The organism is Anaerovibrio sp. RM50, from assembly GCF_000622005.1.
Classification (GTDB): domain Bacteria; phylum Bacillota; class Negativicutes; order Selenomonadales; family Selenomonadaceae; genus Anaerovibrio.
The window spans coordinates 70315-86261 of sequence record NZ_KK211384.1 but is presented as its reverse complement, the minus strand read 5'-3'; the positions used below and the strand labels follow the sequence as shown (position 1 = coordinate 86261).

Annotated in this window: 12 protein-coding genes; 6 read left to right on the top strand and 6 right to left on the bottom strand. The window is 47.4% G+C overall.

Translation table 11 applies throughout. The features are described from left to right. Positions 1–14: 14 nt before the first annotated feature. A complete protein-coding gene (locus tag T525_RS0113315) occupies positions 15–1190 on the bottom strand; it encodes an FprA family A-type flavoprotein (protein WP_027407583.1) in 1176 nt (391 codons plus the stop codon). A gap of 150 nt (positions 1191–1340) precedes the next feature. Here T525_RS0113315 and T525_RS0113310 point away from each other — a divergent pair, with 150 nt between their 5' ends. From T525_RS0113310 to T525_RS0113295, 4 genes are all read left to right on the top strand, one after another. Beyond that, on the top strand, positions 1341–2603 hold the full coding sequence (locus tag T525_RS0113310; protein ID WP_027407582.1) for an efflux RND transporter periplasmic adaptor subunit: 1263 nt from the start codon (positions 1341–1343) through the stop codon (positions 2601–2603). Beyond that, positions 2603–5725, top strand: coding sequence for an efflux RND transporter permease subunit (locus T525_RS15330; protein WP_051533619.1), 3123 nt, complete (start codon positions 2603–2605; stop codon positions 5723–5725). Before T525_RS0113310 ends, T525_RS15330 begins: the two co-directional genes overlap by 1 nt. A gap of 254 nt (positions 5726–5979) precedes the next feature. After that, entirely contained in the window at positions 5980–7536 is a 1557-nt protein-coding gene (locus T525_RS0113300; RefSeq protein ID WP_027407581.1) for an ABC-F family ATP-binding cassette domain-containing protein, read from the top strand. A gap of 122 nt (positions 7537–7658) precedes the next feature. After that, entirely contained in the window at positions 7659–8522 is an 864-nt protein-coding gene (locus tag T525_RS0113295; protein ID WP_027407580.1) for an RsiV family protein, read from the top strand. 263 nt (positions 8523–8785) lie between these two features. On the opposite strand, the gene T525_RS0113290 is transcribed toward T525_RS0113295, so the two are convergent. From T525_RS0113290 to lgt, 5 genes are all read right to left on the bottom strand, one after another. Then, positions 8786–10024, bottom strand: coding sequence for an autotransporter strand-loop-strand O-heptosyltransferase (locus tag T525_RS0113290; RefSeq protein WP_198022703.1), 1239 nt, complete (start codon positions 10022–10024; stop codon positions 8786–8788). An 11-nt stretch (positions 10025–10035) separates the two neighbouring features. Further along, the gene (locus T525_RS15325; RefSeq protein WP_084277125.1) at positions 10036–11256 is read right to left on the bottom strand and encodes an autotransporter strand-loop-strand O-heptosyltransferase; all 1221 of its coding nucleotides are present in this window, start codon (positions 11254–11256) and stop codon (positions 10036–10038) included. A gap of 137 nt (positions 11257–11393) precedes the next feature. After that, positions 11394–12236, bottom strand: a complete 843-nt coding sequence (locus T525_RS0113280) for a menaquinone biosynthetic enzyme MqnA/MqnD family protein (RefSeq protein WP_027407578.1) — start codon at positions 12234–12236, stop codon at positions 11394–11396. A 163-nt stretch (positions 12237–12399) separates the two neighbouring features. Next, positions 12400–12867: an adenosylmethionine decarboxylase gene (gene speD, locus T525_RS0113275; protein ID WP_027407577.1), complete on the bottom strand. Its 468-nt coding sequence runs from the start codon at positions 12865–12867 to the stop codon at positions 12400–12402. An 84-nt stretch (positions 12868–12951) separates the two neighbouring features. After that, positions 12952–13764 (bottom strand): prolipoprotein diacylglyceryl transferase, encoded by an 813-nt coding sequence (gene lgt, locus T525_RS0113270; RefSeq protein ID WP_027407576.1) that lies wholly within the window; start codon positions 13762–13764, stop codon positions 12952–12954. 174 nt (positions 13765–13938) lie between these two features. Between lgt and pth the strand changes: the two genes are divergently transcribed. Together pth and T525_RS0113260 are read left to right on the top strand one after the other, a co-directional pair. Next, on the top strand, positions 13939–14643 hold the full coding sequence (pth, locus tag T525_RS15320) for an aminoacyl-tRNA hydrolase (protein WP_051533618.1): 705 nt from the start codon (positions 13939–13941) through the stop codon (positions 14641–14643). Continuing rightward, entirely contained in the window at positions 14630–15883 is a 1254-nt protein-coding gene (locus T525_RS0113260; protein WP_027407575.1) for a radical SAM protein, read from the top strand. The genes pth and T525_RS0113260 overlap by 14 nt, the downstream gene beginning before the upstream one ends. Positions 15884–15947 lie beyond the last annotated feature (64 nt).

Sequence of the window (15947 nt, the reverse complement as noted above, 5' to 3'; positions counted from 1 at the left end):
GGCAGGCTATTAAATTACTTATCTTTTTTCACTAAGTCCACAACACTCTGCTGTAATGCCTTAAGAAGTGGTGGGGTTGGGGTGTTTTGTATCTTCTGCTGGTCAAGGACAATTTCTACCTTGCAGTCCTTCAGTGCTTCTTCCACCTGTGGAATGCTCTGGCCGCCCCAGCCGTAGGAGCCGAAGGCGAAGCCCTTAAGGCCCTTTGGAGCCAGACCCTTCATGTAGCACAGGAAAGCGGCCACGGATGGCATCATCTGGTTGTTGATGGTAGGGGAGCCCACGGCGATGTACTTGGCATCAAGAAGCTCTGTCATAACATCGGATATATGGTCGCATCTAAGGTCAAAGAGCTTTGGCTCAATGCCGGCCTTGTTAAAGGCGTCAGCCACATTTTTGGCCATAATCTCAGTGGTGTGCCACATGGTATCAAAAACCACAACAGCTTTGTCGGTTTTCTTGAAGGAGCTCCAGTCCTTATAGGCATCAATGATTTCAGGTATATGCTTTCTCCAGGAAACACCGTGGCCGGTGGCAATCATGCTGATTTTGAGACCGCTGAGGGCTTCAATGGCCTTGGTGGCCTGTGCACCGAATGGCATGAGAATATTTGCATAATATTTTTTGGCCTGATGCATAACCTCATGCAGGTCAGTTTCGTCCTCGAAGCGGGCAGTGGTGGCCAGATGCTGGCCAAAGGCGTCATTGGCGAAGAGCAGCTCCTCCTCAGGGCAGTAGGTTACCATGCTGTCTGGCCAGTGAAGCATAGGTGTAGGTACGAAGGTGAGGGTGCGCTTGCCGAGAGACAGGGTATCGCCTGCCTTTACGGCTATATAATCCCGCTCTCCATAGCGGCCAGTGAGCCCCTTCAGACCATTAGGGTCGCTGGTAACGATTTTGGCATTAGGACAATGCTGCATCATAAAAGGAATACCACCGGAATGGTCAGGTTCAACGTGATTGGACACGATATAATCAATCTTGGCCGGGTCAATAACAGTTCTGAGGCGGCCAAACATTTCCATACAGAATGGTGCCTTTACAGTATCGATAAGGGTTATTTTGTCGTCAATAATAAGATAGGCGTTGTAGGTAGAACCACGGTCAGTGCTGTAGCCGTGGAAACTGCGCATGGAATAGTCCATGGAGCCCACCCAATAAATACCGGGCTTAAATTCAACTGAAAACATTAATAAAAACCACCTTTCAAAAATAAAATAATAGTCAAAAAAACATTTGTAGACTAAAATATAATGTATGAATATATTATATCGCAGATATACTAAAAATTCCCTGAAAAAAAGAAAAATTTAAATATATTGTGGGTGTGGAGGTAAGCAATGCGCCACGATTGGTCAAATATAAAGAAGGATAAAAAGTTTCGGGTGGCAGGAGCAATATGCCTGCTGCTGGTTTTAGTATTGGGATATTTTCTCTTTGTAAAGGGCAGGAATAATGACAAAAAGCCGGAGCTGGCCCTGCCGAAGATTGCCACCTATCAGGTGCGAAGGGCTGACATGAAGCGTCATATTGTGCTGTCAGGCCATACCACGGCCGATGCCACCATTGTACTGGCTCCTAAATACAATGGCCATGTGAAGTCAGTAAATGTTCAGCTGGGTGACCAGGTATCAGAGGGTGATATTCTTCTCGAGCAGGACACGGGGGATCTGGATATTGCCATTATGCAGGGGGAGGCGGCTACAGAGGCCGCCCTGGCCGATACGGAAACGGAGGAGGCATCCTATAACGCCAAGCTGGCCAAGGCAGGTGCTGCCTATGAGATTGAAAAAAGTCGTTACGAAAGACAGCAGTATCTTTATAATATTGGTGCTATTTCCCTGGAACGGCTGGAAACCGCCCAGAATACCTATGTTACCTCCAAGGCGGAATACGATGCCCTTATGGACCAGTATAACGGCAGCTCTCCTGCCAGCGTCCGCTCCAAGCTGTATAATGCCAGAAAGAATGCCTACAGCGTGGATGCTCTGAGAAAACAGCGGGAGGATATGTTTATAAGGGCTCCCAGAGGCGGTATTATTGGTTATCGCAATGTGGAGGTGGGCAGCTATCTTACTGCGGGCACCAAGGTCCTGACCTTGGTGGATAACAGCCATCTATACGTGGACTGCTCTTTGTCGGAAAATGATGCAGCTCTTCTGGCCACGGGGATGCCTGTGGATGTCACCATTGATGCCATGGGTGCCACATATAATGGCAAGGTGGTATATGTAAGCCCAGCCATGAGCGATGATTCCAAGTCATATTCTGTCCGCATTTCCCTTGATGTGGCCAAGGGGGATATTAAGGCGGGATTATTTGCCAGAACATCCTTGGATATTTTGCAGCGCCGGGATACCATATTTGCCCCGAAGGATGCCCTTTTATCAAAAAATGGTAAAACCACTGTATTTATTTATAATCCTTATACGGAGACGGTGGAGGAACGGGAAATCACCATTGGACTTATTAACGATGATGAGGTGGAAATCCTAACTGGTATAAACGAAGGGGAAATAGTGGCTGTTTCCTCCATTGACCGTCTGAAGAATGGCGGCAAGGTAATATTGGAATCCCCGGATGAAGCAGGTGATGGAAATTGATGAATATTACAAGATTTTCCATTAAACGTCCAGTGGGCATATCCATGATTGTATGCCTCTTTGTTGTGCTGGGTTTGTTCAGCTTTATCCGTATCGGGGTGGAGCTTTTGCCGGCGGTAAATACCCCCTATATTACGGTAATGGTGAAATATCCCGGTGCCAGTGCGGAGTCTGTGGAGCAGCAGGTGGTAAAGCCTGTGGAGGAGGCCCTGTCCTCCCTTTCCAATGTTAAAAATATTCAATCCACTGCCCAGTATGAGCGGGCCAGAGTTACTGTGGAGCTGGAGTTTGATGCAGATGCGGATAGCGCCGCCATTGATGCCACCAAGAAGGTGGAGGCCATAAGGTACAATCTGCCAGATGAAGCGGATGAGCCGGTGGTTATAAAGCGTGACGATAATGACGAGCCTATTGTGGAAGTGGCAGTAACCTCGGAGCATTCCATGTCGGATATGTATTCCAAGGTGGACAAAGTATTTGCTGACGAGCTGCAGCAGGCGGGGGGCGTGTCTGAAATAGAGGTCTTCGGCGGTCTGGACAAGGAAGTGGCCGTTGAGGTGGACAAGGACAAGATGGCGGCCTACAAGCTGAACCTCAATGATATTGTGACGGCCATCAAAAAGGAAAACAAGCTGCTGCCATCGGGCACCATATATACGGATAAATACAAGTCCGATGTAAGGGCGGTGGCCCAGTATGAAAAGGCCTCGGATATTGAAAAAATATTTGTTCAGAATTCCAACAAGGCATTGATTCCACTTACTTCAGTGGCCTCTGTGCGACATCAGAATGCCCGGGTGAACCGTTATGGGGAATTTAACGGCAAATCCTCGGTGATGATGCTTATCTTCAAAAATAGTGACGCCAATGTGGTGGAAACTGCGGACAATATCGAAAGAAAACTGGAAAAAATCCGCCGGGAAAATCCCGATTACCAGTTTACTGTTACCAGCAATGATGCGGATTATGTGCGAAGTTCCTTAAATAATACCTTGGGCACTCTCATTGAGGGACTTATTACCACCGGCCTGGTGCTGTTCCTGTTTTTGCGGGGCTGGCGTTCCATGGCGGCGGTTATGGTGGCTATTCCAACTTCCTTGATAGCTACATTTTTCGTGATGTATTCTGCAGGATTTACCTTTAACATGATGTCACTGATGGGTATGACCCTTTGTATTGGTATATTGGTGGATGATTCCGTTGTTGTTTTGGAAAATATTATACGCCATCTTAAAATGGGGGAGGCTCCTGATGAGGCGGCGGAAAATGGCCGAATGGAAATCGGTATGGCGGCAGTGGCCATTACCCTGTGCGATGCGGTGACCTTTTTGCCAATCGCTTTTATGTCCGGCATGACGGGGCAGTTCTTCCGCCAGTTCGGCCTTACTATTGTATTTGCAGGGATGTTTTCCCTTTTTGTATCCTTTACCCTTACACCAATGCTGGCCTCAAAGTTCTATCGTAAGGGCTATCACCCTTCCAGGAAAAAACTGTGGGAATTTATGGACAGGCTGGAGGAAAGGGCCGTTGCTAAGTATGAGGAGCTTTTGAAAAAGAGCTTTGCCAATCAGAAAAAGCTGCTTTTGGGGGCTTTGGCCCTGTTTATTGGTTCCGTGGCCCTGATACCATTGGGGGCTGTGGGGGCAGAATTTATGCCCCGCACCGATGAGGGCAGCTTCCAGATGTTTGTGGAAATGCCGGTTAGCTATACTGCAGATGAAACCCATAAGGTTATTACCAGGATAGAGAAAAAGCTGGACACTATCCCCGAGGTGAAGCATTATCTGGCCAACGCCGGAGGCAGCAGCTCCAACGAGGGGCGTATCAGAGTAGAGCTGAAGGACTGGGGGGATCGCAGCCGCAGTGTATGGGAAGTGGCGGACGAAATGCGGGCCTTCAGCATGGGGATTGATGATGCCACTATTCGCGTAGCAGAAACCCAGACCTCTGTGGCCGGTGTGTCCGGCGGTGGAATGCGGGGCGGCGGTGCGGTGCGCATTGAGCTTCGCAGTATGGACAATGAAAAGCTGGTGGCAGCTGCAAACAAGGTAAAGGATGTGCTGAACACCAAGGTTCAGGGCATTACAGATGTGGCCTCCTCCTACGTGGAGGGATCACCGGAGCTACGGCTTACCATGGACCGGGATAAAATTCGGGCCATGGGGGTTTCCGTGGGAGATGTGGATGATGCCATTTCCTCAGCAATTTCAGGAAAAAAGGCGGGAAATATCAGCAATGACCCACTGAACAATAATCAGGACACGGATATTAACGTGCGTTTTAAGGGGGCCGATGGATTCAAGGCCTCGGATGTGGCCTCCATTCCCATTGACGTGAACGGAAAAACCATGTTTATTGGTGATGTTACTAATATGAAATACGCCACAGGCCCAGTTAGAATCCGACGGGTCGACAAGCAGCGGTCCATTACCATTTTTGCCAATGCGGGGGACAGACCGTTAAATGAAGTGCTTCAGGATGTAAGAAAGGCCTTGAAAAACGTGGACTTGGGGGAGGGCGTGACCTATAGATTCACCGGTCAGTCCGATAAAATGGACGATTCCTTCCAGCAGCTTTTTATGGCCCTTATTATGGCCATGGTGCTGATTTATATGTTGTTGGCAGTGCTTTACGAGTCGTTAATTACGCCATTTATCAGAATGTTTTCCCTGCCACTGGGCATTATTGGTGCCGTACTCTTTTTGCTGTTTACCAACAATACGCTTAATCTTTATTCCATGATCGGTATACTGGTTATGGACGGTGTGGTTGCCAAGAATGGTACTCTTTTGCTGGACTATACCATGACCTTACAAAGCCGGGGCTACAGCGCCTATGAGGCCATTGTGGAGGCGGGAAAGGTCCGTCTTAAGCCAATAATGATGACCACCATTACTATGGTAGTGGGCATGATGCCAACGGCTCTTGCTATGTCCGAAGGGGCGGAGACCAGGGTAAGTATGGCATGGGTTATTATTGGCGGTCTGCTGTCTTCCACCATTTTCACACTGCTGATTATTCCGATAATCTTTATGTTCTTTGAAAATCATCCTGCCAGTACGTGGTTTGAGGGGATTTGCAGAAGAAGTCCATGGGGTGGAAAAGAGGAACAAAGCAGCTAATCTTTCGGTGGCCAAATCAATGATTTTTTGGTATGATAGAGCCTGAGTTTTTTATAACGCCATTGTTCAAATTTTTCTTCTTTAGAAGAAAAATCTTCCAATTAGCGTTTCAACGAGCTGGGAGATATGCTCGCCAGCTGTTGTAGTTTGTTTTCCCCCACCTAAAGAGGTGGGGGACATCTGAAAGCTCGTTATAATAGACAGTTCGAAAAATGACAGATTGGTTAAGTTGCGATTATTAAGGAGACAAGAATTTGAGTATTGTTAATGTGGAAAGAATGTCCCACGGCTTTGGGGCAAGAACTATATTTGAGGATGTGAGCTTCCGCCTGCTGAAGGGGGAGCACGTTGCTTTGGTGGGGGCCAACGGCGAGGGCAAGTCCACCTTTTTGTCTATTATTACAGGACAGATGACTCCTGATGAGGGAAAAGTGGAATGGGCCAAGCGTGTTACCTCCGGCTATCTTGATCAGCATGCTGTTTTGAAGGCGGGGATGACTATCCGTGATGTGCTGAAAACCGCCTTTGATGAAATGTACAAGCTGGAGGCAGAAATGCAGTCCTGCTATGACAAAATGGGTGAGGCTTCACCGGAGGATATGGAAAAGCTGTTAAGTGATGCGGGAGAGATTCAGGAAATCCTTGATGCCCACAGCTTCTACACCTTGGACAGCAAGATTGAGGAAGTGGCCGGGGGACTGGGTCTTCGTGACATTGGTCTCGACCGTATGGTGGATGAGCTTTCCGGCGGTCAGCGCACCAAGGTACTTCTTACCAAGCTGCTCTTGCAGAGCCCGGATATTCTCATATTGGACGAGCCTACCAACTATTTGGATGTGGAGCATATTGAATGGCTGAAGACCTATCTTCAGGGCTATGAAAATGCCTTTATTCTGGTTTCACATGATGTGCCTTTCCTAAACGCGGTGACCAATGTTATTTATCACGTGGAAAATGCCAGTCTTACCCGTTACACCGGCAGTTATGAGAAATTCCAGGAGATGTATGCCATCAAGCGTCGTCAGGAGGATGCGGCCTACGAGCGGCAGCAGGCTGAAATCGCCCGTGAAAAGGATTTTATTCAAAGAAACAAGGCCAGAGTTGCCACCCGTGGTATGGCCAATTCCCGCCAGAAGAAGCTGGACAAGATGGAGGTATTGGAAAAGCGCACGGAAAAGCCAAAGCCTCATTTTAAATTTCAGATGGACAGAACTCCAAGCCGTTTTGTAATTGAGGCCAAGCGTCTGATTTTGGGTTATGATACTCCCCTTACAAATCCTGTGGACTTGCAGCTGGAGCGTGGTAAGAAGGTGGCCCTTCGGGGTGTAAACGGCCTTGGAAAAACTACTCTGCTAAAGACCCTTCTTGGCATGATTAAGCCAATTTCCGGCAATATTGAGCTGGGGGAATTCGTTACTCCGGGTTATTTCGAGCAGGAATCCACCAAGGGCAATGACAATACCGCCATTGAGGAAATCTGGCAGGAATATCCTGGTATGACGGAGTTTGAGGTGAGAGCGGCTCTGGCAGCCTGCGGTCTCACCAATGAGCATATTACCTCCAAAATGATGGTTCTCTCCGGCGGCGAGGCAGCCAAGGTGCGCCTGTGCAAGATTATGCAAAAGCCGGTAAATCTGCTGGTGCTGGACGAGCCAACCAACCATCTGGATGTGGACGCCAAGGCAGAGCTGAAGAGGGCCCTTAAGGAGTACAAGGGAACTATTTTGCTGGTTTCCCATGAGCCGGAATTCTATGAGGACTGGGTGGATTCGGTGTGGAATATTGAGGGCTGGACCACTAAGATAATTTAAAGGATATTTTAATATAATTTTAAGTAGCAAAATCCCTTTACTTCGTATATTATGGTGGCAGAGAAGACTATCTGATGGGGTAGTCAACGGGCATTATAATTTTTCGAAATGGAGGGATTTTTATGTGGAAAAAGGTGCTGGCGGCAGGCACTGCTGTGCTGGCTCTGGGGTTGGTGGCACCAATCACCAGCGATTACAGCTATACTGGTATGGCTATGGCTTGTGAGGAGCCGGGGGATTTGAGTACACCGGGGGGGATTCCGTTCAGCCATCCTCTTGCTTACGGTTCCAGTATCCAGCGGTCCCAGATTAACCATGATGGCAGGGTTTTGATGGAGGCTTCTACTTATGAGGTTAACCTTGACCCGGCATTTGCCAATGATTTCCCTAAACTGCAGGAGTCTCTGGAAAAACTGTCGGCAGATAACTGGAGCTATATGCGCCGCATGATGTACCAGTGGGAGCCTGACCTTGTTGAACAGTATGAACAGAGTAAAAACCATGACTGGTACAAGGAAAACAGCGGGCCTCTCTACAGCTATGAGCTTAGCTACAGCGGACTGAGGGCAGATTCCGCCGTATTCAGCTGTGTAGGCGGGGAATTTATATACTTGGGTGGTGCCCATCCAGTGTTCTACTATAAGGCCCATGTATTTGATTCCAATACCGGCAAGGAACTGAAGCTCAATGATATTTTCAAGACCACTGACGGTCTGGCAGAAATCATCGTGGAGGAGACGGAAAGCCAGATTGAGCCAAAATCCAGTATGCCTGACAAAGCAGAGGCATTGAAGGACATAAAGCAGATGATAAAGGATGGTTCTCTCCAGTACGGTATGACTGAGGACGATTTTATCGTTTATTTTGGCAACTACGCCATTGGTCCTTATGCCATGGGAACCCTGGAAGTGAAGCTGCCTTATAAAAAGTATTTCAAGCTGTTTAACAATAAATACGTTTTCTACGGCACCAGAGCAAAAGGATAATTTTTTAAAAGAATAATGGCAATAAAATAAAACCACTGTCACTGCATGATAGCTTATCAATGTATTGACGGTGGTTTTGTCTTTTATTAAATTATAACGCCATTGTTCAAATTTTTCTTCTTTAGAAGAAAAATCTTCCAATTAGCGTTTCCCTAAAGGACTAACTCACTTCGTTCGTGTCGCAACGAGCTGGGAGATATGCTCGCCAGCTGTTGTAGTTTGTTTTCCCCCACCTAAAGAGGTGGGGGACATCTTAAAGCTCGTTATATGTTTAAATCCTTTCTTAATCGGTCAATTACGCTTTGCACATATTCAGGGGAGATGCAGCGGGTACATTCATATTCCCTTTCTGTGCCACGATGGTGTGGGCATGCTCCGAAGTCGTCATAATTGTGCTCATTACGTTGGTCATTGCCACAGCTGTGGCAGGTGTGGAACTGCTGAACCCTATATGGAGTATAAAACTCAGTGCCAGGGGCAGTGAAGCCCACAATCATTACCACGGGCACATTGCAGCCCCAGGCCAGCCAGGATAGGCCGCTGGGGAGTCCTATAAAGAATTTGGCCCCGGATATTAAATCAATGCGCTCCTGCAATGAACGGTTTCCAGTGAAGTCCTCGGCCCCGTAGGGGATGGCATTGCCGTAAATGCCATTTACTGTAATCTTGTCCCTGTCCACACAAAGCACACGGTAGCCCTGCTTTTTCAGATAATCAATGATGTAAATCCAGCCATTGGCATTGTTCCAGTATTTTGACTGGGCAGTGGCCTGGGTGGCTATGCACACGTATGGCTCTTTTGACTGAAATTTTTTGGCTTTTTTGGAAGGCAGAAGCTTTACCCTTTCTTCCTTTGGAGGAAGCCCCAACATATAGGCGGCATGGGCCTGTAACCCTACCACCCGCCAGTCCATTGGCTGAAGGTTTCGGTCATCCCATGGGGCAAAGAGACCAATGTGATATGAGGCGTATAAATTCTCCGGCAGCTTGTCCCCCTTGATGAAATGAATATCGGGGTAGGCAGGCTTCAGAATGGCAGTGTATTTTTCATCCACCTGCACATAGAGCTCACATTGGTGCTTCTGGCGAAAGACCTCAGCGTAGGGAAACCAGGCCAGCATATCACCAAGGGCCCGGCCGGCGAATTTCATTAGCACCTTTTTGCCCTTGGCATTATAATCATGGGCAAAGATAAGTTTTGGTTCAATTTTGCCGGTTTGCTGCTTCTTTTCTTCTTCCGTGGGATTTTCCCAGACCTCCAGGCGGAAGTTAACAAAATAACGCTTGCTGCTGGTGGCCATGGCCCCGGAGATGGGGGCGTTGTAGACGGTGAGGTGGGTATCACGGTCGATGAATACTACCCTGTAGTTCCCCTTGGGAACATTTACTCTGAGTCCAAGATTAAAATCATAGGTGAGGCCATCCATATCCGTTTTCTGGGTGGGAACAGCAGGTGGAGTAAATACCATATATGGTTCCTGTGTGTTTGCTTTATTGTCCATGAAATAGCCTCCTATTTGATTCTGGTGATTCCCTTTTTTGGATCCAGACTGTAATCCTTCATTAAGCGCATTATGTTTTGGCACACCTGGCCGGAGCTGATGAAACGGGTACATTCAAATTCACGCTCAGTGCCTGCATGACGGGGGCACCAGCTGAAATCTGCGTGCTTAAATTCCTCGCTGCTGTCAGTCCAGCAGCCGTTGCAAACGTGGAAATTTATCACCCGATAAGGGGTGTAAAATTCGTTGTAGGGCAGGGTAAAGCCGGAAACCATAATAACAGGGGTGCCGCTTCCCCAGGCCAGCCAGGCCAGTCCGCTGGAAAGGCCGATAAAGAAATCGGCGTGGCCCAGTAAATCTACCCGTTGCTGTAGCGGCAGACTGCCGGTGAAATCCTCACAGCCGTATGGGATGGTGTGCCAATGACGGCCACCACCATGGCATTTTTCCTTGTCGATGCACAGCACCCGATAGCCAAGGGATTTCAAAAAATCAATGGTCTCTATCCAGCCACTTGGATTGTTCCAGTATTTGGCATGACTGGTGGCCTGGGCGGCAATGCACACATAGGGCTCCTTTATAGGGCGTTCCTTGGAAGGAGTCAGCAGGGGACGACATTCCACCACATCAAGGCCCAGTATATAGGGAATGTTCAGGGCAAGACCGATTACACGAAAATCCGTAGGCTGATGAAAGCGGTCATCTGCCGGAAAGAAAATCCCCATATAGTAGGTAGCATAGCAATTAGGAGGTGTGTCCCCTGGCTTCATGAAGTGAATTTTCGGATAGGCCGGGGCAAAGAGCTGGCCTATTTCCTCACTCATGGAGCAGTATACATTGCAGTTATGCTTCTTTCTGAATTCCTCGGCGTATGGGAACCAGGCCAAAATGTCCCCCAAAGTGCCTACGGGAAATTTTATATGAACATTTTTGCCCTTCAGATTCAGGTCGTGTGTAAGGGCCAGCTTGCCATTTTTCCAGATTTCCACACGGAAATTTATGTAATATTTCTTGGTGCTGGTGACAAGGGCATTTCTGGCATCGGCATCGTAAACAATGGAGCTGGTGTCCAGATCCGTAAGGCGGATATGATAATCCCCATCATCGGGGAGAACCACTCTGGCACCGTAGTTAAAATCCAGCTTCACTCCCTTAAGACCGCTGTCCAAAGTGACGGGGCCGGGGTCAAAGCGGACATAGTTTTTTTGAGGCTTTTTATTTTCATCGGGCATGTTTTTCCCTCCATAAAATCAAACTTCTACTATAAAAGTATAGACACAAAAAATACCCAGTGTAAAGAAAAAATGTCTTTTCACTAGGTATTTCTATGCATGAATATAAATAATTCCATGTCCGCTTCATAAGCATTTTACAGGTCCACCTGAGCCAGCTTCAGCTTTGGCATGCGGGGGATAAGGCCCATTTCATGGGCGTATTTGTAGAATACCATGAGATTGTCCAGATATTCCTCGGTAAGGTTCCACTTGATAACTTCCAGATACTCGTCAAGCTGTTGGAAGGAAAATGGCTTATCGTCCAAAATGGAATTTATGGCATCGGCCTTGTGGGCATAGCCGTGACGCAGGCCCTTGTACAGCCTTTCGTGGAGCAGCTTGCAGGCCTCCGGATTATTTAGGGCGAAGTCCTTGTGAACAGCCCACACTGCGTAAACCATGCAGCGGCCGGTGAGCTTCTTCCACTCCACCCCCATGTCGTAATAGTAGAACTTTTCCTTGTCCTTGTGGTGATATACATTAAGGGCATCATCGCCGATAAAAAGGGCTGCCGTGCAGTCATCGGGAACAGGATTGTCCGGTGTAAGGTGGCGAACACAGTAATCCGGGGTGGCATCATAGGCTTTGTTTAAGATAATCTTCAACAGCACATGGGAAGTGGCAGACTGGGCCGTGAGCACAATCCTGTCCTGATTTATTTCCGTAATGGGCTTTTTTGATACCAAAATAATGCTCCGAACAGGCCCGTCGGCCCGCACACATAAATCAGGCAGTATAAGCAGATTATCAAAATTTCTGGCATAAACAATGGAGGAAACCTCACTGGCATCCAGACGGTTGTTTATCAGATCATTATTCATAACAGAGGGGACACCGCCCTTAATGTCAATACCTTCCCCGTAACCGCACCGGGTGAGGCTGTAGGTGATGGGCAGTACATTGAGAAAATGGATATGTCCCAGACGTGGCTTCTCCATAAAAACCTCCTAATGAGAAAAAGTACATAACAGAAACTATTATACCTTTAAAAGACAATTTTGTTTAGTAATTTGTCTTATGTTTTAATGTATACATAAAATAGGCAAAATAAAACGGACTGGCAGGACCAGCCCGATTATGTGGAAATATATATTATTATAATTAACTTTTTTTGTTGTCGTCCTTGTTTTTCAGCATATTGATTACCTTGCTGCCGGTGTTGTGGATACGGCGAAGGGGAGCCACCTTGGTTTTTGTCTTTGGTTTCATGTCGGTATTGGTGCCAAAATCTCCACGCTTCAGGATGGTGGTTTTGGTTTTCTCCGGCTTAAAGAGCTTGCGGATGGAGCTGAAGACCTCCTCCGGGGCGGCATTTTCCTCGCAGATGAAGGCATCTGCGGAAACGTACTGAAGCTCTGGGAAGGCATGGACGGTAATATGGCCTTCGTCAAAGAGCAAAATAATAGCAATATGGTCATCTGACATAATCTGGCCGGTGGAAGAGAGAATATCAAGGTTGCTTTCCATAAGCAGAGTTTTTAATGTAGCCTGTAAAGCCTGCACATCGTCAAAGCAGGAATTTTTGCACTTATACATATCAACTGTAAGGTGACGGGCGATAATACTCAAGTAAGATACCCCTTTCATAACATATTTTTACCTATATAATTATACAATAAATGGTTTTTATAGTAAAGAAAATGTAAATAAGCGTTATAGTTCTGACCCAGTTTTTGTGGTACTGTCAGTTTTTGGGGCCTTGTCTCCTTTGAGCTGTAGGGCTATGAAGCAGATAAGGGCTACAGTAAAACCGGCAATGCTGGTCATCTGAGCAGATGTAAAGAGTCCCAGTACAGGATCGGCATAATCTCCACGGAGATATTCCAGGAAAAACCTTGCTATGCAGTAGAGCATTACATAAAGGGAAAAGGCCTGCCCCTTTATATGGGGATAGGCGCGAAACAGGAGGAGAATGGCGAAAATAACGAAATCCAGCTGTCCCTCCCAGATTTCAGCAGGCCACAGTGGCTGATTGCCATAAGTGTGATGGGCAAGGGTGGTGGAGGGATAAATTATGCCGAAGTTCCCTCCTGTAGGGGCACCAAAGGCATCGCCATTAAGGAGATTGGCACAGCGGCCCAGTCCCTGGCCGAAAATAATGGCGGGGGCACTTATGTCCATCATGGCCAAAATGTCTATATTATGGCGGCGGCAGTACAGAATTCCCACAGCTACTCCCAGAATAACGCCACCCTGGATAGCCATGCCCCCCTGCCAAACATTCATTATTTCTGAGAGGTGTTGGCTGTAATATTCCCAGTCAAAGAAGAACACGTCCCAGAGCCGGGCCCCTAAAAGGCCACTTAAACCGCAATAAATGCCCAGGTCCACAACATGATTGTGGTAGCGGCCGTCCTGTTTTGCCAAAAAATAACCTACGCCGGTGGCCAGAATAATGCTAAGGCTAAGTACCAGTCCATAGGCTCTTACGGGAAAATCCCCTATATAAAATAAATATTGATGCATATAAACCTCCATAAAAGTATCTGGAATGTTTCATTTATTGTTCTATTTTAATCACATCTATAATTATACGCTATCCGTCAAGGAAAATAGCCAAAATATGCGTTATAATGTATAATCTACATGTGTTTATTTTAAATGGATATTTAAATATTTGATAAGGAGAAATATTTTATTATGAAGATAATCGCCGGATTAGGGAATCCAGGTGTTGAATATGCCAAAAACCGCCACAATGTGGGGTGGATGATGGTGGATGCCCTGGCTGAGGCCTTGGGGGCAGAGCCTTGGAAGGAAAGGGAAAGGGGCCTTGTGGCCGAGACCAGAATCGGCACCGAAAAGGTGCTTTTGGTAAAGCCCCAGACATATATGAACAACAGTGGTGAGTGCATCGGCCCCTTAATGCGCTGGTATAAGCTTGAGCCGGAGGACTTAATCGTTTGCCACGACGATATGGACATTCCAGCGGGCACTATCCGCATTCGGAAAAAAGGCAGTGCAGGGGGCCATAATGGCATTAAATCCACCATTGCCCTTGTGGGAGATGAAAATTTTGGCAGGGTGCGTATAGGCGTGGGCCGTCCTCTGCCAGGGTGGACTGTGGTGAATCATGTGCTGGCAAATTTCCCGGAGGAGGATGTGCCAAAAATTCAGGAGGCCATCAAATATCTTGTTCCTGCCATAGAGTGCATGGTAACAGAGGGAATTGATAATGCCATGAACAAATATAACCCCAAAAAGCAGAAGAAGCCAAAGAAGAACTGGAAGGAAAAAACGGCTGATGGGGAAAATGACAATAAAGAAGCTGAAAGTGTAGAAGCAGTAAGTACAGAAGCTGTATCTGGTGAAGTGAGGGAGGCGGCAGAAGATGGCAAAGAATAAAAAGGAGCCCATTATTGCTCTCTATGCAGACGAAAATGGTGAAATCTTCGATGCTCCGGGAATTATGGCCATGGGCCGTGAGGGAGATGAGCTGCGCCTTCTTACTCCTGATGATCTGATTCCCCTGCCTGAAAGTGCAGATTTAATGTTTCTCCCGGACCGTCAGGCGGTGGGCATGGGCCAGGACGGGGAGGTTTTGACACTGACGGGCAACGCTGTATCTGCTATTTTGCCCGCTGGCTACACCCGTACCATGATGCCGGCCTTCCAACTGGAGGAGAATGCCAGCCAGCTGCCTCTTTATGGCTACACGGCGGTGTGTGTCTATAAGGACCAGCTTTACGGGGCGGCTATTTATACTGATGAGAATCATAAATGGGATCCGGAGCATTATAATACCAAGAATTTGAAGCGGCTGGTAAAACAGGTGAAAAAAGATTTGCCGGATAATCCTCTCATTGACCATCTGGCCAATTGCTCTCTGGAGTGGCATTGCTGTACTGCGGAGAATATTTTCTATCGCCGTTGGGAGTGCGGTATTCCCACATCTCCTGTATGCAACGCCAACTGCTTCGGCTGTATTTCCCTGCAGCCGGCGGAGTGCTGTCCGTCACCACAAAGCCGCATAAAATTCCGGCCAACCCCTGAACAGATTGCCCAGCTTGGTATTTATCATCTGGAAAATGCCCCTGAGGGTATTATCAGTTTTGGACAGGGCTGTGAGGGGGAGCCTTCACTGGCGGCGGTGAATATTTCCGCGGGCATTAAACTGATTCGTGAAAAGACCCGCAAGGGCCAGATTAATATCAACACCAACGCGGGCTACACTGAGGGCATAAAGCAGATTGTAGATGCGGGCCTTGATACCATGCGGGTCAGCATCATAAGTGCCGTCCCTGAAAGCTATGATGCTTATTACCGCAGCAACTACAAGCTGGACAATGTGAAGGAGTCCATTCGCTACGCCCTGGACCATGGCATTTACGTTTCCCTAAATATGTTGTACTTCCCAGGCTTCAATGATCGGGAGGATGAGCTGGCAGCATGGAAAGACTTTTTCCGTGAGCTGCCTGTGCAGATGATACAGGTGCGGAATCTCAATATAGATCCGGATGCCTTCCTTGACATAATGCCGGAGCAGAAAACTCCATTTGTGGGCACAAGAAAGTTCCTTAATGAGCTGAAAAAGGAATTCCCTCAGCTGGTTATTGGCAGCTTTAGCCACTATGTGGAAGATTAATTAACTTTATTTTAAAAAATAAAGGATTTTTGATTTTTAGGTGGAATATATAAGTAATGAATAC

What these genes read in the sequence shown, in the direction of transcription:
- T525_RS0113315 (WP_027407583.1), bottom strand. Translation starts at nt 1,190, where the DNA reads ATGTTTTCAGTTGAATTTAAGCCCGGTATTTATTGGGTGGGCTCCATG.
- T525_RS0113310 (WP_027407582.1), top strand. Translation starts at nt 1,341, where the DNA reads ATGCGCCACGATTGGTCAAATATAAAGAAGGATAAAAAGTTTCGGGTG.
- T525_RS15330 (WP_051533619.1), top strand. Translation starts at nt 2,603, where the DNA reads ATGAATATTACAAGATTTTCCATTAAACGTCCAGTGGGCATATCCATG.
- T525_RS0113295 (WP_027407580.1), top strand. Translation starts at nt 7,659, where the DNA reads ATGTGGAAAAAGGTGCTGGCGGCAGGCACTGCTGTGCTGGCTCTGGGG.
- T525_RS0113290 (WP_198022703.1), bottom strand. Translation starts at nt 10,024, where the DNA reads ATGGACAATAAAGCAAACACACAGGAACCATATATGGTATTTACTCCA.
- T525_RS15325 (WP_084277125.1), bottom strand. Translation starts at nt 11,256, where the DNA reads ATGCCCGATGAAAATAAAAAGCCTCAAAAAAACTATGTCCGCTTTGAC.
- T525_RS0113280 (WP_027407578.1), bottom strand. Translation starts at nt 12,236, where the DNA reads ATGGAGAAGCCACGTCTGGGACATATCCATTTTCTCAATGTACTGCCC.
- lgt (WP_027407576.1), bottom strand. Translation starts at nt 13,764, where the DNA reads ATGCATCAATATTTATTTTATATAGGGGATTTTCCCGTAAGAGCCTAT.
- pth (WP_051533618.1), top strand. Translation starts at nt 13,939, where the DNA reads ATGAAGATAATCGCCGGATTAGGGAATCCAGGTGTTGAATATGCCAAA.
- T525_RS0113260 (WP_027407575.1), top strand. Translation starts at nt 14,630, where the DNA reads ATGGCAAAGAATAAAAAGGAGCCCATTATTGCTCTCTATGCAGACGAA.